This window comes from Acidovorax sp. LjRoot118 (genome assembly GCF_964253575.1).
GTDB lineage: Bacteria > Pseudomonadota > Gammaproteobacteria > Burkholderiales > Burkholderiaceae_C > Acidovorax.
In genome coordinates this window covers 6,678,799-6,696,348 of the sequence record NZ_CAXURB020000001.1, presented here as the reverse complement: position 1 = coordinate 6,696,348, position 17,550 = coordinate 6,678,799, and the positions used below count along the sequence as shown (strand labels likewise).

Sequence of the window (17,550 nt, the reverse complement as noted above, 5' to 3'; positions counted from 1 at the left end):
GAAGGCTCCCGGCCAGGGCGCGGCGGCTTGCGGTCACTTTAGCGCAAGCGCCTTTTCCCTCACTGCATCTGGCCCAAATTGCCGATGCGCACCAGCATCTCGGTGAACATCTGCATGTCGGCATCGAGGTCCACCACTTCCTTGAATTCCTTGGCGTTGTGGGCCGTGTACTTCTTGCCGGGCATGGCGGGGCCGAAGTTGATGGCGTTGGGCATGAGCTTGGCCGTGGTGCTGCCGGCGGTGGACACCGGCTGGGCTGGGAGGCCCGTGGTGTCGCCGAAGGTGTTTAGCAGTGTGGACAGCCAGGCGCCCTTGGGGTCGCGCGCCATCCAGTTGCCCTGCTGGTGGTCGATGATCACCGGAACGGACGCCTGCGCGGCCCAGTCGTTGACCTTGACCTTGGTGGCGTGCACCAGGGCGTCGGGCGTTCTGCCGCGCGGCATGCGCACGTTCACCAGCACGTCGACCATGCCATCCTTCTCGCGCACGAGGTTGGGCGACATGGTCAGCGGGCCCATGAAATCATCGCCATAGGCCAGGCCGATGGTGCGGCCGAGGTAGTCCGTGCCATACAGCTCGGCAATGTAGCGCACGGCGTTGGCATAGCCGGTGGGCGCCACGGGCACGTCGGATTCGCGTAGGAACAGTGCCAGGCGCGGCAGCGGGTTCACGCCTTCTTCGGGGCGCGAGCCGTGGGCGGAGGTGCCGGTCACCTTGATCTGCACCGCGCTGGCGTCCTGCGCCACGTCGATGCCGAAGCTGCCGCCCTGGGGCGTGTACTTGGCGATGAACGCGGCCTTGGCCGCGTTCAGGCGGGCCGCCACGGCAGCCAGGTCACCGCCCTGCAGACGCGCGGTCGCGGTCTGCGGCACGGCGTTGGTGGAGGCGGCACCGGCCATGGCAGCGATGTAGGTGAAGCCGGCCGGCGCATCCTGCAGCGGGAACGAGGTGCGCAGCGCGCCCGAGCCCTTCTCTGCGACCACGGCCGGGTACTTGCTGTCGAGCACGATGTTGTACTCGGGCAGCTCGGTCTTGGTGCGGTAGTACTTCATGGCGTCGCCACCGGTCTCTTCGGTGGTCTCGATCATGAGGCGGATGGTGCGCGCCAGCGGCAGGCCGCTGTCCTTGACGGCCTTCATCGCATACAGCACGGTGGCGATGGAGCCCTTGTCGTCGATGGAGCCGCGGCCATACAGGTTGCCGCCCACGCGCGTGAGCTTGAAGGGATCGAGGCGCGTGCCGTCCTCCAGCACCCATTCGTCGGCCACCACGGGCACCACGTCGGCATGCGTGAGGATGCCGAATTCTTCCTTGCCCGTGCCCGGCAGCTTCACCTCGAAGATGCGGTTGTCCACATTGCGGTATTCCAGGCCGAAATCCTTGGCCATGGCTTCGACCAGCGCACCGAAGGCGATGATGGCCTTGTCCTCGTGCGGAGGCACCTTGTCGCTCCTGAAGGTGGGAAGGGCGACCATGCGCGCCGTGGTGTCTATCACCGCAGCCTGGTTGCGCAGGCGGTTGTACAGGCCCAGAAGGCGGCTGATGTTGACAAGGTCGTCCCCGGCCAGCGGGGCCTTGGCCTTGTAGCCGGCCACGCTGGCCTGCAGCATGGGGTTCTCACGCGCGGCCTGCGCCAGGAACTCATCAAAGCTGCCCTGGGCGGCGGCGGGCAATGCAGCCACCAGGCGGTCCATCTGGACCTTCTTGATCGTCCTGGCCTGCGGCGCGTTGGTCGTCACGCTGGAGCAGGCGGCAAGGCCCACGGCGAGGCCTGCGGCCATCAAAATTTTCTTCATCTCTGTAGCTTTCCTTGGGAATTGGGGAGCGCGGGACAGGTGCGGGCGGCATGTGGCGCTGCTTCGCAGCACCGGGCCCCGTGTATGGCACGCCGGCGTGCCCTGCGCGGCGAAAGTGTATCGCTGCCGGCCCCGGCAGCGCCAGACATGCCCTGAAAGGCAGATTTCATTCCGACCTGCGCGCAAGGCAGGCGCAGAGCATGAAACTGGCGCGACCCAAGCCAGCGCACCCGCGCAAGGGCCGCCCCGCCGCGAAGACGGCGTATCCAGCGCTTGCGCTGGGGGCGTCCCCCTCCCAGATTGCAAAGCAATATGAGAGAGGGGTGAAGGCGCACAGCGCCTCAGGGGGTGCTCACCTCACGACAGGCGCGTGACGCCCGGCAACTCGCAGGCGTAGATCGCGTTGCGCAGCGCGGCAATGGCTTCGTAGCGCGTGAAGCTGCGCCGCCAGGCGAGCACCACGCGGCGCATGGGTGGCGGGCTGCCATCGTCCTCGCGGATGGGGATGTAGCGGATGTAGTTCTCGTCGCTCTTGCGCCGGCGGGACACCGTGAGCAGCGCATCGCGCGGCACCGACAGGCGCGGCACCAGGGTCACGCCCATGCCGGCCGCCACCATGTGCTTGATGGTTTCCAGCGACGAACCCTCGAAGGACCTGCGGATACCCTCGGCATTGCTGGCAAAGCGCGCGAACTCGGGGCAGACCTCCAGCACATGGTCGCGAAAGCAGTGGCCCGCGCCCAGCAGCAGCATGGTTTCGCTCTTGAGTTCTGCGGCAGTGATGGATTTCTGCGTGCCCAGCGGGTGGGTGCTGGGCAGGGCCGCCATGAAGGGCTCGTCGTACAGCGGCGCCATGGCCAGGCCGGTGTCGGGAAAGGGCTCGGCCAGGATGGCGCAATCGATCTCGCCGGTGCGCAGCATCTCAAGCAGCTTGACGGTGAAGTTTTCCTGCAGCATCAGCGGCATCTGCGGGGTGCGTGCGATCGAGTGGCGCACCAGGTCGGGCAGTAGGTAGGGGCCGATGGTGTAGATCACGCCCAGGGTCAGCGGCCCGGCCAGGGGGTCCTTGCCGCGCTTGGCGATCTCCTTGATGGCGGCCGCCTGCTCCAGCACGCTTTGCGCCTGGCGCACGATCTCGTCGCCCAGCGGGGTGACGGTCACTTCGCCGGCGCTGCGCTCGAAAAGCTTCACGTCAAGTTCCTCTTCGAGCTTCTTGATGGCCACCGACAGGGTGGGCTGCGACACATAGCAGGCATCGGCGGCGTGGCCGAAGTGCTTTTCGCGCGCCACCGCGACGATGTATTTGAGTTCGGTGAGGGTCATGGAGATTCCAGACGGGTAGACCCTGCATTGTGCAGCGCCGCGCGCCCGGCAACCCAGGGCGTGGTGCTGCAGCGGTGCAGAAAGAAGACCGGCAGCAGCACAAGAATCCTCGCACAGGCTGCAACGGTAGGGAAGGCCAGCGGGTGGGACACGGTGACGGCCGGCAACGGCTCGGCAACAGGGACGACGTGCGTCATGGCGGGAGTCAGGCTTTCAGGTAGTCGGATTTTCCACCCAGCCAGCGCATCACATGGCGCTCGGCCAGCTCGGCGTGGCGGTCCAGCATCATTGGCGCGAGTTCGCGTGCCCATTCGAGCAGGTGGGTGTCGGTGGCCAGGTCGGCAAAGCGCAGCAGCGCGTCGCCCGACTGCCGGGCCCCGAGGAATTCGCCCGGCCCGCGGATCTCCAGGTCGCGCCGGGCGATCTCGAAGCCATCATTCGTGTCCGACATGGCCCTCAACCGCTCCTTGGCGGTCTCGCCCACCCGGCCGCTGTCGTTGGTGGAATACAGCAGCACGCAGGCCGATGCCGCCGCACCGCGCCCCACGCGCCCGCGCAGTTGGTGCAGCTGTGACAGGCCGAAGCGCTCGGCATGCTCGATCACCATCAGCGAGGCATTGGGCACATCCACCCCGACCTCGATCACCGTGGTGCTCACCAGCACGCCCATCTGCCCGCTGGAAAAGAGCGCCATCACGGCCTTCTTTTCCGCCGTCGGCATGCGCGAGTGCAGCAGGCCGACCTTTACGCCGGGCAGGGCCTCGCTCAGGTCGGCATGGGTGGCGGTGGCATTGCTCAGGTCCAGCACCTCGCTCTCTTCGATCAGCGGGCACACCCAATACACCTGCCGTCCGTCGTTTACCTGGGCGCCAATGCGAGCGATCACTTCGTCCTTGCGGCTGTCGGCAATGAGTTTGGTGACTATGGGGGTGCGCCCAGGCGGCAGCTCGTCGATGACGGAGACGTCCAGGTCGGCGTAGTAGCTCATGGCCAAGGTGCGGGGAATGGGCGTGGCGCTCATCATCAGCATATGGGGTTCCATCCCCTGGGCAGCGAGCTTTTGCCGTAGGGACAAACGCTGCGCCACCCCGAAGCGGTGCTGCTCGTCGATGATGGCCAGCGCCAGGTTTTTGAAACGCACCTGGTCCTGGATCACGGCATGCGTGCCCACCACCAGCGCGGCCTCGCCGCTTTCGACCAGGGCCAGCATGGCCGTGCGCTCCTTCTTCTTCTGCCCGCCCACCAGCCAGGCCACACGCCGGCCGTGGGCCGCCAGCAGCGGCTCGAGCCAGCCGATCATCTTGGCGAAGTGCTGCTCGGCCAGGATTTCGGTGGGCGCCATCAGGGCACACTGCCAGCCGGCGTCCATGGCAATGGCGGCCGCCAGCGCCGCCACGACGGTCTTGCCCGAGCCCACGTCGCCCTGAAGCAGGCGGTGCATGGGCACGCGGTGCGCCAGGTCCTTGGCAATCTCCACCCCGACCCGCCGCTGCGCGGCGGTCAGCGAAAAGGGCAGCACGGCCATCAGTTGTTCGTGCAACGGCAGCACGCCATCCACCACCTTGCGGGGGCGCAGCACCGGTGCGCGCAACTGGTCGCGCTCGCGGCGCGACTGCTGCTGCGAGAGCTGCTGGGCCAGCAGTTCCTCGGCCTTCAGGCGCTGCCAGGCCGGGTGGCTGTGGTCCTCCAGCGTGGACAGCGACACGTCGGGCGTGGGGTGGTGCAAAAAAGTGAGTGCCTCGCGCAGATTGAACGCGCGGTAGCTGCCGTTGTCATGCCGGAAGACGGCGTACGGCGGCTCGGTGCCGGCGGGCAGGGTTTCGGACAGGTCGACCCGGCTGAGCGCCCCCACCACCGCCCGGCGCAGGTAGGACTGCGGCAGGCCGGCCGTGGTCGGGTAGACGGGGGTCAGCGCGGCCGGCAGCTCGCCGCCGGCCTGGCGAAAGGCCGGGTGCAGCATCTGCCGGCCCCAGAAGCCGCCCTTGACCTCGCCCCGGATGCGCAGGCGCGCGCCCACGGCCAGGGTTTTCTGGTGTGAGGGGTAGAAGCTGAAGAAGCGCAGTTCGCAGGTGCCCGAAGCGTCCTCGACCTGCACCAGCAACTGGCGGCGCGGGCGCAACTGCACTTCGCAGGCCGTCACGGTGGCTTCGATCTGCACCATCTGGCCGTCGCGGGCACTGGACAGCGGCGTGATGCGGGTTTCATCCTCATAACGCAGTGGCAGGTGCAGGGCCAGATCGATGTCGCGCTTCAGACCCAGCTTGTGCAGTGCCTTTTGCGCCACGCTGGCGGTGGAGGGCTTGCTGGGAGCAGCAGCCGCGGGCATTTTGTTCAAAGGTTATCCGGCAGGGCGAAGGTTTCGGCAGTCAAAAAGGCTACCATGGTTACTGTTTATTACCTGATTTCGGCAGACCCCGGCGATCCGGACAGATTCCATGCTCAAGCGCATCAGTATTCAGCATCTCACGTTGGGCATGTACCTGCACGACTTCTGCGGCTCCTGGATGGACCACCCCTTCTGGCGTGCCAAGTTCGTCTTGAAGGACCCCAAGGATCTGGCGCGCATCAAGGATACGGCCATCGAGGAGGTGTGGATCGACATTTCCAAGGGCCTGGACGTGGCGGCGGGCGTGCGCTCCATCTCGCGCGAAGAGGCGGACATCCAGGTCGAGACGGACTTCAGCATGCTGGAGAACCTGCCCCCCCTGGTGGTCGACCCCCCACCCCCTCCTGCCCCCCCTGCGCGCCGCCAGACACGCGGCAAGGCCCCCGCCAGCATGCACAGCGAACTGCTGGCGGCCGCCTCGATCTGCGGCGAGGCCAAGCAGGCCATGGTCTCCATGTTCCGGGAAGCGCGCATGGGCAAGGCCGTGAATTCCGAGAATGCCCGCGGACTGGTGGAGGAGATTTCCGACTCGGTCACGCGCAACCCGGGCGCCCTGATCAGCCTGGCCCGGCTCAAGACGGCGGACGACTACACCTACATGCACTCGGTGGCGGTGTGCGCGCTGATGGTGGCGTTGGCCAAGCAGATCAACCTCAACGAGGAACACACCCGCAGCGCCGGCATGGCGGGGCTGCTGCACGACCTGGGCAAGGCGGCGATCCCGCTGGCGGTGCTCAACAAGCCGGGCAAGCTCACCGACAGCGAATTCGCCATCGTCCAGACCCACCCACAGGAGGGCTACGACATGCTCAAGGAGGGTGGCAGCGTGGAAGATGCGGTGCTCGATGCCTGCCGCCACCACCACGAGAAGATGGACGGCTCGGGCTACCCCGGCAAGCTCAAGGGCGACGAGATCAGCCTGATTGCCCGCATGACGGCCATCTGCGACGTCTACGACGCCATCACCTCCGACCGCCCCTACAAGTCCGGCTGGGACCCGGCGGAGTCGCTGCGCCGCATGGCCGAGTGGACCAAGGGCCATTTCGACCCCCGCCTGTTCCAGGCCTTCGTCAAGAGCATCGGCATCTACCCCGTGGGTTCGCTGGTGCGGCTGACGTCCGGGCGCATCGGCGTGGTGATGGAGCAGGGGCAGCAATCACTGACCTCGCCCAAGGTGAAGGTGTTCTTCTCGACCAAGTCGGACCTGCGCATTCCACCCGAGGTGGTGGACTTGGCCGCGCCCGGCAGTGCCGAGAAGATCGTGGCCCGCGAAGATCCGGACAAGTGGAAATTCCCGGACCTCAACGAACTGTGGTCGGGCTTTTCCGGGCAGGCCTGGTAGATAGCCCAGGCTGGCGTGGGAAAATAGCGCCCCTGTTTCTTTACCCCTTGGTACGGGCCCGTCCGGCCCTCAAGCTCCATGACTGTTTCTGCCCCGCCGGCCCCGCGCCACTTCACGCTCAGCGATTTCGACTTCTCGCTGCCCCCCGAACTCATTGCCCAACACCCCGCTGCAGAGCGCAGCGCATCGCGCCTGCTCGACGGCCGCGCGAGCGCACCGGTGGACCGCATCTTTCGCGAGCTGTCTGGCCTGCTGCAAAGCGGCGACCTGCTGGTCTTCAACGACACGCGCGTGGTCAAGGCGCGCATCTTTGGCGAAAAGGCCAGCGGCGGCAAGCTGGAGCTGCTGATCGAGCGTATTTTGCTCGGCAACGAGGTCGTGGCCCACATGAAGGTCAGCAAGAAGCCCCTGCCTGGCGCCGTGGTGCACATGGCGGGAGGCCTGCACGGCGGCGGCTTCAACGCCACCCTGCTCTCGCGCTGGCCAGCCGAGGACGATGGCCCGCTGTTCCGCTTCGCCCTCCAAGGTCCGGCCGGCGAGACGCCGCACGAGCTGATGGAGCGCCACGGCCACCTGCCGCTGCCGCCCTACATCGAGCGCCAGCAGAATGCCGACCACGATCCCGACGCCGCAGAAGATGCCCAGCGCTACCAGACGGTGTTCGCGCGCGCACCCGGCGCAGTGGCGGCTCCGACGGCGGCCCTGCATTTCGACGAGGGTGTGCTCGCTGCGCTGGCTGAACGCGGCGTGGAGCGTGCCAGCGTCACCCTGCACGTGGGCGCCGGCACCTTCCAGCCCGTGAAGACCGAGAACCTCACCGAGCACCAGATGCACAGCGAGTGGTACGAAGTGCCGCAGGCCACGCTGGCAGCGCTCGAGCGTTGCCGCCAGCGCGGCGGCCGTGTGGTGGCGGTGGGCACGACGACGGTCCGTACCCTCGAATCCTGGGCGCGCAGCGGCCAGGCCTCGGGCGATACGAACATCTTCATCACCCCGGGCTTCCCCTTCCAGGTGGTGGACCTGCTGCTCACCAACTTCCACCTGCCCAAGAGCACGCTGATGATGCTGGTCAGCGCCTTCGCGGGCTATGGGCGGATCATGGATCTGTACCGCCACTCCATCGCGCAGCAGTACCGCTTCTTCAGCTATGGCGATTCGATGCTACTGGAGCGCCAGCGCCCCTAGTCCACTGAAACCGAGAAATCGACTGTGCGTGAGGGACCGGCAGGGCCGCAATCTAGGCGCCGGGCGCAGCCGGGTTGCACACCCGGCGAGCACGGCAACGACGAGTGCGGCCCTGCCAGACCCTCACCCTGCGGGCCTGGGTGGCAGCAGGCACATCGCTGCGTTGCGGGCTTTGCCAAGGCGGCCAGCCTTGGCCGCAGCCCGCGCCTTGCGCTGTATCCCGCTGCCACCCCGGCGCACAGCCGATTTCTCGGTTTCAGTGGACTAGGGCACGCTCAGCAGTTCGTGACGGTGGCAATGCGGGGCGCGGCCCCCTGTTCCGGCAGGCGATTGGCCGAGGGCAGGCGTACGCAGTAGACGCCGGCCTCGCTTTCCACGCGCGTGACCCGGCCGGCATACGTGTTCTGCCACTCCTTTTCGGTGAGGGTGCCCAGGGGCCGGGGCGCCGGGCTTGCCGCGTTCGCAGCGAGTGCCGCAGCGGCTGGCGAACCATGGCGGCGCTGCCATTCCCGCTCCTGCCGCGCCGCGCGGGCCACGCCCTCGGGGCTCCATTGGATGGCGGGCACATCGCGGGCATCGGAGGCGGCGGGCACCGGCGCAGGCATGGCCACCAGGCCCGGGCCTGTGTCCTGCGGCAGGGCCAAGGCAGCAGGCGGGCGCACACTGCGGCCCTCTCGCACCGGCCCAGGCCGAGGTCCCGCCGACCGGGAGGGCTGCGCCGCCACCGGCTCTGGCGCGGGAGTTCTGGACACCGGTGCCGCAGCCTGCGGAGCCGTGATCCACAGGACTTCCATCGCCTGCCTGGCGGGCGGCTCGGGCACCCGCACGGCCGATGCCGGCAGCACCAGCCGCCACAGCAGCACCGCGTGAAGCAGCAGCGAAGCCGCCACGGCACCCCCCAGGCGCCAGCGGCCCGGGCGGTAGCCGTCAGGTGGCCACATCGTCCACGGCGCCGTCGTCCACACCATTCTCGGGCGCCACCCAGGCCAGCAGGTCACCCGGCTGGCACTGCAGGTAGTCGCAGATGGCAGCCAGGGTCTCGAAGCGCACGCCCTTGACCTTGCCGCTCTTGAGCAGCGACAGGTTGGCCTCGGTGATGCCCACGTGCGCTGCCAGGTCGCGCGACTTCACCTTGCGGCGCACCAGCATTTCATCAAGGGTGACGACGATGGGCATGGCCACCTTTCCGGCGCATGCCTCGGGAATGGAGCCGCCGGGTCACAGCGCGGTCAGACAAACGCACTGGACTCCTCCTGCAGGCGCTGGCCCTCGGCCATCACGTGGGCCAGCAGCAGCATCATCAGGCCGACGATCAGCACGCTCACCTCGAACGAGCCCACCGACAGCGCCACCTGCCCGCCGCGCTGGCCCGAGGCCAGCCAGGACAGCAGCGCCGTCACCGCCGCCCCGTGCACCAGCGAGGCCGCGAACATCGCGATGAAGCCCCAGCCCACGCCACGAAAGCCGCGCACCACCGCAGGACCGAACACCTCGCCACGCAGGAAGGCCGTGCAGATGCGGTGCAGGCACCACACGGTGAACAGCATGGCGGCGGTCGGCAGGCATTCGATGGCCAGGCCCACCAGGCGCCAGCTCGCTTCGATCTGCAAAGGGGCGGCAATGTTTGCCTGCAGCGCCTGTGAGGGCAGCAGCATCTGCACCAGGCCACCCGATTCGCCACGGCCCAGCAGCAGCCAGCGGGCCACGGAAAAGCACACGCCCGCCAGCGCGCACAGCAGGGTCAGCGCGTGCAGCCCGCGGGACAGGCGCCGGAAGGCCGGGCTTTGGATGGATACCATGGTGATTGCCTCATTTTTTCTGTAAAACAATAATAATATTCTGCCATACAGAAATAAAAATGCAATCACCCGGTGCGCAGCCGCCCCCCAGGGCCGACAGCCGCTCTTTGATGCGTCAGAAAGCGACCGCGTGCCCGTCCTTGCGCGGGTCGGAGCCGGCGATGTAGCTGCCACCGTCGCGCAGCACGAGCTGGGCGCCGCCGAAGGCGAAGACGCCATTGCCCTCCTCCACCGTGACCTCGTGGCCGCGTGCGCGCAGTGCGGCGACCACGGCGGGGTCGAAGGCCGGCTCCACCGCCACGCCCTTGCCGCCCGTCACGCGCCAGCGCGGTGCGTCGGCTGCGGCCTGCGGGTTCTGGCCGTAGCGCAGCACGCGCAGGGCCATCTGCAGGTGGCCCTGGGACTGCATGGGGCCGCCCATCACCCCGAAGGCCATCTGCGGCGTGCCGTCGGCATGCATGGCGAAGGCCGGGATGATGGTGTGCGAGGGGCGCTTGCGCGGGGCCACTTCGTTGGCGTGCCCTGGAGTGAGGGTGAAGCCGTGGCCCCGGTTCTGCAGGCTGATGCCCGTGCCCGGCACGACCACACCCGAGCCGAAGCCCATGTAGTTGGACTGGATGAACGAGACCATCATGCCGGAGGCATCGGCCGCGGCCAGGTACACCGTGCCGCCGGGGCGCGGCGTGCCGTGACCGGGGTCGCCGGCCTGCGCGGCATCGATCAGTTGCGCGCGCTGCGCCAGATAGTCGGCGTCGAGCAGGTCGCGAGGCGTCACGGCCTGCATGGCGTCGATGTCGGCGTTGTACTCGTGCAGGTCGGCCAGCGCGAGCTTCATGGCCTCGATGCTGGCGTGCACCGTGTCCACGTGGTCCAGCGGCTGGCCGCCGATACCGTGGGATTCGAGCATGCCCAGCGCCATCAGTGTGGCGATGCCCTGGCCGTTGGGCGGAATTTCATGGACTACCGAATCGCCGAAGCGCTGGCTCACGGTGCCCACCCAGTCAGCCTGGTGCGATGCGAGGTCATCCTCGGTCATGGCGCCGCCATGGGCGCGGGAATGCTCCACCATCTGGCGCGCCAGCGTGCCAAGGTAGAAGGCCTCGCCCTCGGTCTGGGCAATCAGCTCCAGCGTGCGCGCATGGGCTTCGCTGCGGAAGATCTCACCGGCGCGCGGCGCACGGCCACCGGGCATGAAACACTCGGCAAAGCCTGGCTGGGAGCCGAGCTTGGCCGCCCCCAGCGCCCACAGCCGGGCGATGGTGGGAGAGACGGGGAAGCCATTGCGCGCATAGTCGATGGCAGGCTCTGCCAGCTTGGCAAACGGCAGCTTGCCCAGGCGTTTGGACAGGGCCACCCAGGCGGACACGGCGCCAGGCACGGTGATGGCGTTCCAGCCCGTCTCGGGCAGGCCACCGCGCTCGGCAAAGTACGCAGGCGTCCATGCGGCGGGCGAACGGCCCGAGGCGTTCAGCCCGTGCAGTTCCTTGCCGTCCCAGACGATGGCGAAGCCGTCGCTGCCCAGGCCGCAGCCCGTGGGCTCGACCACGGTGAGGGCCATGGCGGCAGCGATGGCCGCATCCACCGCATTGCCGCCGGCCAGCAGCATGCGCAGCCCGGCCTGCGCGGCCAGCGGCTGCGAGGTGGAGACCACATTGCGCCCCATGACTGCGCTGCGGTTCGATGCGTAGGGAAGGGCCCAGTCCAGGCCCGTGGTGGGTTCAGTCATCGGATCGGTCACTCCACGGAAATCTTGTGCTGGCGGATCACTGCGGCCCAGCGCGCGCTGTCGGCCTGCACCATGGCGGCGAACTTGGCGGGGGTGCTGGGGGCGGCGGGCTCCACGCCGAGCTTGGCCAGGCCCTCGGCCACCTCGGTCGACTGCATGGCCTTGGCAAAGGCCTTGTGGATGCGGTCGACCAGTGCCGGCGGTGCGCCGGCCGGCAGGTACACGCCGAACCAGGTCACCGAAGAATAGCCGGGCAGGCCGGACTCGGCCATGGTGGGCAGCTCGGGCGCGAGCGCGCTGCGCTTTTCGCTGGTCACAGCCAGGGCGCGCAGGCGACCGCCCTTGACGTGCGGCATGCCCGTGGGCAGCGAGTCGAACAGCACGTGGGTCTGACCAGCCACGAGATCGGGGATGGCCAGGGCCGTGCCCTTGTAGGGCACATGCATCATCTCGACGCCGGCCTGGGCGCTGAAGGCCGCAGCGTTCAGGTGCACGATGGTGCCATTGCCACTGGTGGCGTAATTGAGCTTGCCGGGGTGGGCCTTGCCGTAGGCAATCAGCTCGCCCACCGTCTTCACGGGCAACGAGTTGGTCACCAGCAGCACGCTGGGTGCGTCGGCCAGGTGGGCGACGGGCGTGAAGTCCTTGCGCGGGTCATAGGCCAGGCGCGGCATCAGGTGGGGCGAGATGGCGTGCGTGCTGCTCGTGGTGAGCAGCAGGGTGTAACCGTCGGGCTGCGCCTTGGCGGCTTCGGCCGCGCCGATGGTGCCGCCGGCGCCGGGGCGGTTGTCCACCACCATCTGCTGGCCCAGGTCCTGCGCCACGCGCTGCGCGACCACGCGGGCCACGAGGTCGGTGGCACCGCTGGCCGGGAAGGGAACGATCACCCGCACCGGACGGTCGGGCCAGTTCGATTGCGCATGCGCGCCCGCACACACGGCCATCAGGCAGGCCAGGCCGAGCACGCTACGGCCCCAGGACAAAAGACGCATACGAAGCACTCCAGAAAAAGAACGGGGACATTAAGGACCGGGCACGCCCTCCCCCGCTATCCACAGGAACAGGAAGGCGGCGCAGCAGGCTTCATCTTAGGAATGTGGCAGTCGCATGACCACCACCAAATCAGCAAATAGCTTTGCCGTGCCGGCAAAGCGCTTCGCTTTTTGAGATGATCCACGGCAAACCTCCCATCGCCCCCCATGCGCGCCCAACTTCTGCAAGACACGGCCCTGCGCTACTTCCTCGAAGTGGCGCAAAGCGGCTCGCTCACCGAAGCCTCTGCCCGGCTGCACGTGGCCGCCTCGGCCCTGAGCCGGCAGATCGCCGGGCTCGAGTCGCAGTTGGGCACGCCGCTGTTCGAGCGGCACCCGCGCGGCATGGTGCTCACCGGGGCCGGCGAGATCCTGGCCACGCACGCGCGCCGCACGGTGCTGGACGCCGAGCGGGCGCTGGGCGAGATCGGCGCACTGCAGGGTCTGCGCGCCGGCCAGGTGCGGCTGGCCACATCCGACGCGTTTGCGAACGAACTGGTGCCGCGCCTGTGCGTGGAGTTCCAGCGCACGCACACCGGCATCCAGTTCGAGGTGCAGTCCCTGCCCACGGCCCAGGTGCCCGGTGCGGTACGCAGCGGCGCGGCCGATATAGGCCTGTGCTTCAGCCGCGCGCCACACAAGGACATCGACGTGGCCTACCGCCAGCGGGCGCCGGTGCTGGCCCTGGTGCCGCCCGGCCACCCTCTGGCCGGTGCGAAGAGCGTGACGCTGGCGCGCATGGGCCAGTACCCGCTGGCCCTGCCGCCGCCCGAAACCACGGTGCGGCAGATGATCGACATCGTCTGCAGCCGCCAGGGCCTGCAGCTGGCGCCGGTGCTGGTGAGCAACCACGTCAAGACCATGCTCCACTTCGTGGCCAACGGGGGCGGGCTGTCGGTGTCCAGCGAGATCGCGGCGCGCCACATGGTGGCGGCAGGCGACATCGTCGCGCTGCCCATCGGCGACCAGGGCATGGACCTGCGCGACCTGGAGCTGCAGACCCTGTCGGGCCGCCGCCTGCCCGTGGCCGCGCAGGCCTTTCTGGACCTGCTCAGGGAGTGGCTGCCCGGGCCCTGGTGATTCTCAATCGCGCCCTTCGTGCTGTTGGCGGAATGCGCGCGCCTTACCGAAGTGGCCGTTGCCGATGAAGGGCACGGGGGGCCGCAGCGCCGACAGCGGCGAGGGGTGGTTGGAAGTGAGCACCAGGTGCCCACGGTCGGCCGGGATCCACACGCGCTTGGACTGGGCATGCGAGCCCCAGAGCATGAACACCACCGAACGCTCGCCTTCGGCCACGTGGCGGATCACGGCGTCGGTCAGTTCCTCCCAGCCCTTGCCGGAATGGCTCGCGGCCTGGCCCTCTTCCACCGTGAGGCCGGTGTTGAGCAGCAGCACGCCGTTCTTCGCCCATTTGACGAGGCTGCCGCCCGGCTCGGGCCATGCAGGAAACGGCGTCTCCAGGTCACGCTGCATCTCCTTGAAGATGTTGCGCAGCGAGGGCGGCAATTGCACACCGGGCGCGACGGAGAACGCCAGCCCCTCGGCCTGGCCACGCCCGTGGTACGGGTCCTGGCCGAGGATGACCACGCGCACCTGCTCGGGTGGGGTCAGCTCCAGCGCGCGCAAAGGCTTGGGCGGGAAAATGGCAGCGCCGGCGGCCAGGCGCTGTTGCAGATAGCCCAGCAGCGCCTGGCCACGCGGGCCGGCAAAGAAGGCATCGACCAGCGGCTGCCAGCCGGGAGCCACAGGCCAGTCAGCGGGGTCGGCGCTTTGCAGTTGGGTGGCGTCGGTCATGGGTGGCAGGCCGTGGATCAGGCGAACAGGTTCGCCAGCGCCTCGCCGGGTTCAGGCGCGCGCATGAAGGCCTCGCCCACCAGGAAGGCATTCACGCCCGCATCGCGCATGGTCTTCACGTCGGCCGGCGTGAGGATGCCGGACTCGGTGACCAGCAGGCGGTCGGCCGGCACGTTCTTCTGCAGGTCCAGCGTGGTCTGCAGCGACACCTCGAAGGTGCGCAGGTTGCGGTTGTTGATGCCCACGAGGCGGGTCTTGAGCTTGAGCGCACGCTCGAGCTCGGCGCCGTCATGCACCTCGACCAGCACCGCCATGTCCAGGCTGCGCGCAATCGCCTCGAAGTCGGCCATCTGCGCATCGTCCAGGCTCGCCGCTATCAGCAAAATGGCATCGGCGCCCATGGCCCGCGATTCGTAGATCTGGTAGGCGTCGACCATGAAGTCCTTGCGCAGCACGGGCAGTTGGCAGCTGGCGCGCGCCTGCTTGAGGGCATCCACGCTGCCCTGGAAGAACTGCTTGTCGGTCAGCACCGAAAGGCAGGCCGCGCTCACCTTGCCATCGCCATCGGCATAACTCTGTGCGATATCGGCAGGGATGAAGTCGGCGCGCAGCACGCCCTTGCTGGGGCTGGCCTTCTTGACCTCGGCGATCACCGCCGCCTGGCCTTTGGCGATCTTGGCGCGCAGCGCGCCCTCGAAGTCGCGCGTGAGCACGCGGCTCTCGGCATCGGCACGCATCGCGGCCAGGGGCATGCGCTTGGTGGCGGCGGCCACTTCTTCGTGCTTGACGGCAACGATCTTGTTGAGGATGTCACTCATGGAAAAACCTTCACAAAAATTCAAACTGGCCCTGCCCAAGTGCACCACGAAGATTTCGACACACGCAAAATCAGCGTTGGCGTGGCACTGCCCTGACTACATGCCCTGCATTGGCTCGAAGTTCCGAAGACCAAGACGACGGTTCAAATGCTCCAGGCATTGATCAACCAATGCCTCCTCCCGCCTGGAACCGCGCAGCAAAATCACGCGCGTCAGGAGAATCTTCGTGCCTACTGGCCCAGGATGCAGTATCAGGCGACACGTGAATGTCGGACTCTTCGCTGTTGCAAAGAACTCCCAGCTCAAGCGGCACCCTTCATGTAAAACGAGAGTGTCTTGCATTTTCAGGCCCCAAGGCGTGAGCGTGCGACGTTGAAAATCCAAGACCCAGCCCCGCGACTGGTTGCGCTGGAATTGCCGCCGCAATGCAATGGTTGCGCAGCCAACCAACACCACACCCACAGACCAGAAAATGCTCCAGAGATACTGTGCCCGCAAATCCAGCGTCATCATCACCGTGGCCAGCACAACCAATATTGAAATGCCACAAAACGGCACACCGACCGTCAGGTCAGCAAGGCTGCCGCCCCCGATGCTCAACGGGAGCCACGCCCTGGGTCGCTGTTCGATCGCGGCCACCCAGGCATGCAAACGGCGCAGACGTACGAGCCCAGGAGAAGGTTTGTCTGCCACAGCCAGCCCCCTGACTCAATGGGCAGGTACCAGCCGGCCGCCCGAACGCCGGATACCGAGGCGGTCCACCAGTTCATCCACGCACTGGTCGAGAGCGCCCATCTGCATGGACAGCGTTTCGGTGTCGGAGGACTGAAGTTCCACTGCGCACAGGGTCGCAATCGGACCCGCCGTTCTGTGGCGGAACTCGACTTCGCAGGACAGGGCACCATCGCCTGGAGGGCCGGGGATGATGCCAATGGAATGTGCAGGGTCGAGTGGAATGGCCGAACCGCCTCGGGTTGGCTGCAGCGTGCGCCGGGACATGTCCAGCACCCATTGCACCCGGTATGCGAAATACCGCACCTGCCACCAGCACATTCCCAAGCCGCTGGCCACGACCAGCCCAATGCCCCACCACGCGTTGGCGACCGCGGGTTGCAGGACGAGCAGCAGAACATAGCCCGTTCCCCAAACGAACAGGATGTTCCACGGAGGGGTCCAGGTGGACCTTTGGTGCACTCGCTCTGGCAGGTAGAGGCAGGCGTCCTCCCTCACGGCAGCCGCGAGGTCGTTGACGTCCCGCAACGTGCGGTGCCCCTGTGTTGTCATGCGCTGCTGCAGCGATCAGGCCGCCAGCGCGTGCGTACGCGCCACCAGTTGCTCAAGCCGGGCCAGCGCGGCACCCGAGGCGATTGCGGCGCGGGCCTTCTGCAGGCCGTCGGCGATGGAGCTGGCCACATTGGCGGCGTAAAGCGCGGCGCCGGCGTTCAGGCAGACGATGTCCTGCGCGGCACCGGTCTCGCCCTTGAGCACGCCGATCAGCATGTCGCGCGACTGCTCGGGCGTTTCCACCTTGAGTGCGCGGTTGCTCGCCATGGGCAGGCCGAAGTCCTCGGGATGCACCTCGTACTCGGTGATCTGGCCGTTCTTCAATTCACCCACCAGGGTGGCGGCGCCCAGGCTCACTTCGTCCATGCCGTCGCGGCCATAGACCACCAGCGCATGCTCGGCGCCCAGGCGCTGCAATGCGCGCACCTGGATACCGACCAGATCGGGGTGGAACACGCCCATCAGGATGTTGGGCGCGCCAGCCGGGTTGGTCAGCGGGCCGAGAATGTTGAAGATGGTGCGCACACCGAGCTCACGGCGCACGGGGGCCACGTTCTTCATCGCCGGGTGGTGGTTGGGCGCGAACATGAAGCCGATGCCCACCTCGGCGATGCATTGGGCAATCGCCTCGGGCGTGAGGTTGATGTGGATGCCCAGCGCCTCCATCACGTCGGCGCTGCCGCTCTTGCTCGACACGCCGCGCCCGCCATGCTTGCTGACCTTGGCGCCCGCAGCAGCCGCCACAAACATCGAGCAGGTGGAGATGTTGAAGGTGTTGGCCCCGTCGCCGCCGGTGCCCACGATGTCCACCAGGTGTGTGCTGTCGGGCACGTGCACCTTGGTGGAGAACTCGCGCATGACCTGCGCGGCGGCCGTGATCTCGCCGATGGTTTCCTTCTTCACGCGCAGGCCGGTGATGATGGCCGCCATCATCACCGGCGAGAGCTCGCCGCTCATGATCAATCGCATCAGGTGCAGCATCTCGTCGTGGAAGATTTCGCGGTGCTCGATGGTGCGCTGCAGCGCTTCCTGGGGGGTGATGGACATGGTGTGGTCTCCGTCTCGC

General features: G+C 67.5%; 17 protein-coding genes. 3 read left to right on the top strand and 14 right to left on the bottom strand.

What is annotated here, in order from left to right; all coding sequences use genetic code 11:
• Window positions 1–59: 59 nt before the first annotated feature.
• The 4 genes from ACSQ9E_RS31410 to recG all read right to left on the bottom strand — a co-directional run bounded on the left by ACSQ9E_RS31410 (window position 60) and on the right by recG (window position 5,445).
• Window positions 60–1,796 carry a dipeptidase gene (locus ACSQ9E_RS31410; RefSeq protein ID WP_436220061.1) on the bottom strand — a complete coding sequence of 579 codons (1,737 nt, stop codon included), beginning with the start codon at window positions 1,794–1,796 and terminating at the stop codon, window positions 60–62.
• Between the two features lie 357 nt (window positions 1,797–2,153).
• A complete protein-coding gene (locus ACSQ9E_RS31405; protein WP_057268545.1) occupies window positions 2,154–3,119 on the bottom strand; it encodes a LysR substrate-binding domain-containing protein in 966 nt (321 codons plus the stop codon).
• Window positions 3,116–3,316: a hypothetical protein gene (locus tag ACSQ9E_RS31400; RefSeq protein ID WP_436220060.1), complete on the bottom strand. Its 201-nt coding sequence runs from the start codon at window positions 3,314–3,316 to the stop codon at window positions 3,116–3,118. Before ACSQ9E_RS31400 ends, ACSQ9E_RS31405 begins: the two co-directional genes overlap by 4 nt.
• Before the next feature lie 8 nt (window positions 3,317–3,324).
• Window positions 3,325–5,445: an ATP-dependent DNA helicase RecG gene (gene recG / locus ACSQ9E_RS31395; RefSeq protein WP_436220283.1), complete on the bottom strand. Its 2,121-nt coding sequence runs from the start codon at window positions 5,443–5,445 to the stop codon at window positions 3,325–3,327.
• Between the two features lie 109 nt (window positions 5,446–5,554).
• Here recG and ACSQ9E_RS31390 point away from each other — a divergent pair, with 109 nt between their 5' ends.
• Together ACSQ9E_RS31390 and queA are read left to right on the top strand one after the other, a co-directional pair.
• Entirely contained in the window at window positions 5,555–6,847 is a 1,293-nt protein-coding gene (locus ACSQ9E_RS31390) for an HD-GYP domain-containing protein (RefSeq protein ID WP_436220059.1), read from the top strand.
• Window positions 6,848–6,925: 78 nt separating this feature from the next.
• Window positions 6,926–8,032, top strand: a complete 1,107-nt coding sequence (gene queA / locus ACSQ9E_RS31385) for a tRNA preQ1(34) S-adenosylmethionine ribosyltransferase-isomerase QueA (protein WP_436220058.1) — start codon at window positions 6,926–6,928, stop codon at window positions 8,030–8,032.
• A gap of 275 nt (window positions 8,033–8,307) precedes the next feature.
• Here the strand turns inward: queA and ACSQ9E_RS31380 are convergent, their stop codons facing one another.
• The 5 genes from ACSQ9E_RS31380 to ACSQ9E_RS31360 form a co-directional block, all read right to left on the bottom strand.
• Entirely contained in the window at window positions 8,308–8,973 is a 666-nt protein-coding gene (locus tag ACSQ9E_RS31380; protein ID WP_057268541.1) for a hypothetical protein, read from the bottom strand.
• A complete protein-coding gene (locus ACSQ9E_RS31375) occupies window positions 8,960–9,208 on the bottom strand; it encodes a helix-turn-helix domain-containing protein (protein WP_428003251.1) in 249 nt (82 codons plus the stop codon). The genes ACSQ9E_RS31380 and ACSQ9E_RS31375 overlap by 14 nt, the downstream gene beginning before the upstream one ends.
• A 53-nt stretch (window positions 9,209–9,261) precedes the next feature.
• Window positions 9,262–9,831, bottom strand: coding sequence for a DUF2975 domain-containing protein (locus tag ACSQ9E_RS31370; protein ID WP_436220057.1), 570 nt, complete (start codon window positions 9,829–9,831; stop codon window positions 9,262–9,264).
• A gap of 115 nt (window positions 9,832–9,946) precedes the next feature.
• Window positions 9,947–11,557 carry a gamma-glutamyltransferase family protein gene (locus ACSQ9E_RS31365; protein ID WP_436220056.1) on the bottom strand — a complete coding sequence of 537 codons (1,611 nt, stop codon included), beginning with the start codon at window positions 11,555–11,557 and terminating at the stop codon, window positions 9,947–9,949.
• Between the two features lie 8 nt (window positions 11,558–11,565).
• A complete protein-coding gene (locus ACSQ9E_RS31360; protein ID WP_436220055.1) occupies window positions 11,566–12,549 on the bottom strand; it encodes a Bug family tripartite tricarboxylate transporter substrate binding protein in 984 nt (327 codons plus the stop codon).
• A 207-nt stretch (window positions 12,550–12,756) separates the two neighbouring features.
• On the opposite strand from ACSQ9E_RS31360, the gene ACSQ9E_RS31355 reads away from it, so the two are divergent.
• Window positions 12,757–13,668: a LysR substrate-binding domain-containing protein gene (locus tag ACSQ9E_RS31355; protein ID WP_436220054.1), complete on the top strand. Its 912-nt coding sequence runs from the start codon at window positions 12,757–12,759 to the stop codon at window positions 13,666–13,668.
• 3 nt (window positions 13,669–13,671) lie between these two features.
• On the opposite strand, the gene ACSQ9E_RS31350 is transcribed toward ACSQ9E_RS31355, so the two are convergent.
• The 5 genes from ACSQ9E_RS31350 to trpD form a co-directional block, all read right to left on the bottom strand.
• Window positions 13,672–14,382 carry a uracil-DNA glycosylase gene (locus ACSQ9E_RS31350; RefSeq protein ID WP_436220053.1) on the bottom strand — a complete coding sequence of 237 codons (711 nt, stop codon included), beginning with the start codon at window positions 14,380–14,382 and terminating at the stop codon, window positions 13,672–13,674.
• A gap of 17 nt (window positions 14,383–14,399) precedes the next feature.
• Window positions 14,400–15,200 carry an indole-3-glycerol phosphate synthase TrpC gene (gene trpC / locus ACSQ9E_RS31345; protein WP_057203934.1) on the bottom strand — a complete coding sequence of 267 codons (801 nt, stop codon included), beginning with the start codon at window positions 15,198–15,200 and terminating at the stop codon, window positions 14,400–14,402.
• A gap of 96 nt (window positions 15,201–15,296) precedes the next feature.
• A complete protein-coding gene (locus ACSQ9E_RS31340) occupies window positions 15,297–15,839 on the bottom strand; it encodes a hypothetical protein (RefSeq protein ID WP_057203933.1) in 543 nt (180 codons plus the stop codon).
• A 69-nt stretch (window positions 15,840–15,908) separates the two neighbouring features.
• On the bottom strand, window positions 15,909–16,484 hold the full coding sequence (locus ACSQ9E_RS31335; protein ID WP_057203932.1) for a hypothetical protein: 576 nt from the start codon (window positions 16,482–16,484) through the stop codon (window positions 15,909–15,911).
• 15 nt (window positions 16,485–16,499) lie between these two features.
• Complete coding sequence (gene trpD / locus ACSQ9E_RS31330) at window positions 16,500–17,531, bottom strand: anthranilate phosphoribosyltransferase (RefSeq protein ID WP_057203931.1); 1,032 nt, start codon at window positions 17,529–17,531, stop codon at window positions 16,500–16,502.
• Window positions 17,532–17,550: the final 19 nt, after the last annotated feature.

Excerpts from the sequence above, each read along its gene's own strand:
- ACSQ9E_RS31410 (WP_436220061.1), bottom strand. The coding sequence starts at position 1,796 with ATGAAGAAAATTTTGATGGCCGCAGGCCTCGCCGTGGGCCTTGCCGCC.
- ACSQ9E_RS31405 (WP_057268545.1), bottom strand. The coding sequence starts at position 3,119 with ATGACCCTCACCGAACTCAAATACATCGTCGCGGTGGCGCGCGAAAAG.
- ACSQ9E_RS31400 (WP_436220060.1), bottom strand. The coding sequence starts at position 3,316 with ATGACGCACGTCGTCCCTGTTGCCGAGCCGTTGCCGGCCGTCACCGTG.
- recG (WP_436220283.1), bottom strand. The coding sequence starts at position 5,445 with ATGCCCGCGGCTGCTGCTCCCAGCAAGCCCTCCACCGCCAGCGTGGCG.
- ACSQ9E_RS31390 (WP_436220059.1), top strand. The coding sequence starts at position 5,555 with ATGCTCAAGCGCATCAGTATTCAGCATCTCACGTTGGGCATGTACCTG.
- queA (WP_436220058.1), top strand. The coding sequence starts at position 6,926 with ATGACTGTTTCTGCCCCGCCGGCCCCGCGCCACTTCACGCTCAGCGAT.
- ACSQ9E_RS31380 (WP_057268541.1), bottom strand. The coding sequence starts at position 8,973 with ATGTGGCCACCTGACGGCTACCGCCCGGGCCGCTGGCGCCTGGGGGGT.
- ACSQ9E_RS31375 (WP_428003251.1), bottom strand. The coding sequence starts at position 9,208 with ATGCCCATCGTCGTCACCCTTGATGAAATGCTGGTGCGCCGCAAGGTG.
- ACSQ9E_RS31370 (WP_436220057.1), bottom strand. The coding sequence starts at position 9,831 with ATGGTATCCATCCAAAGCCCGGCCTTCCGGCGCCTGTCCCGCGGGCTG.
- ACSQ9E_RS31365 (WP_436220056.1), bottom strand. The coding sequence starts at position 11,557 with ATGACTGAACCCACCACGGGCCTGGACTGGGCCCTTCCCTACGCATCG.
- ACSQ9E_RS31360 (WP_436220055.1), bottom strand. The coding sequence starts at position 12,549 with ATGCGTCTTTTGTCCTGGGGCCGTAGCGTGCTCGGCCTGGCCTGCCTG.
- ACSQ9E_RS31355 (WP_436220054.1), top strand. The coding sequence starts at position 12,757 with ATGCGCGCCCAACTTCTGCAAGACACGGCCCTGCGCTACTTCCTCGAA.
- ACSQ9E_RS31350 (WP_436220053.1), bottom strand. The coding sequence starts at position 14,382 with ATGACCGACGCCACCCAACTGCAAAGCGCCGACCCCGCTGACTGGCCT.
- trpC (WP_057203934.1), bottom strand. The coding sequence starts at position 15,200 with ATGAGTGACATCCTCAACAAGATCGTTGCCGTCAAGCACGAAGAAGTG.
- ACSQ9E_RS31335 (WP_057203932.1), bottom strand. The coding sequence starts at position 16,484 with ATGACAACACAGGGGCACCGCACGTTGCGGGACGTCAACGACCTCGCG.
- trpD (WP_057203931.1), bottom strand. The coding sequence starts at position 17,531 with ATGTCCATCACCCCCCAGGAAGCGCTGCAGCGCACCATCGAGCACCGC.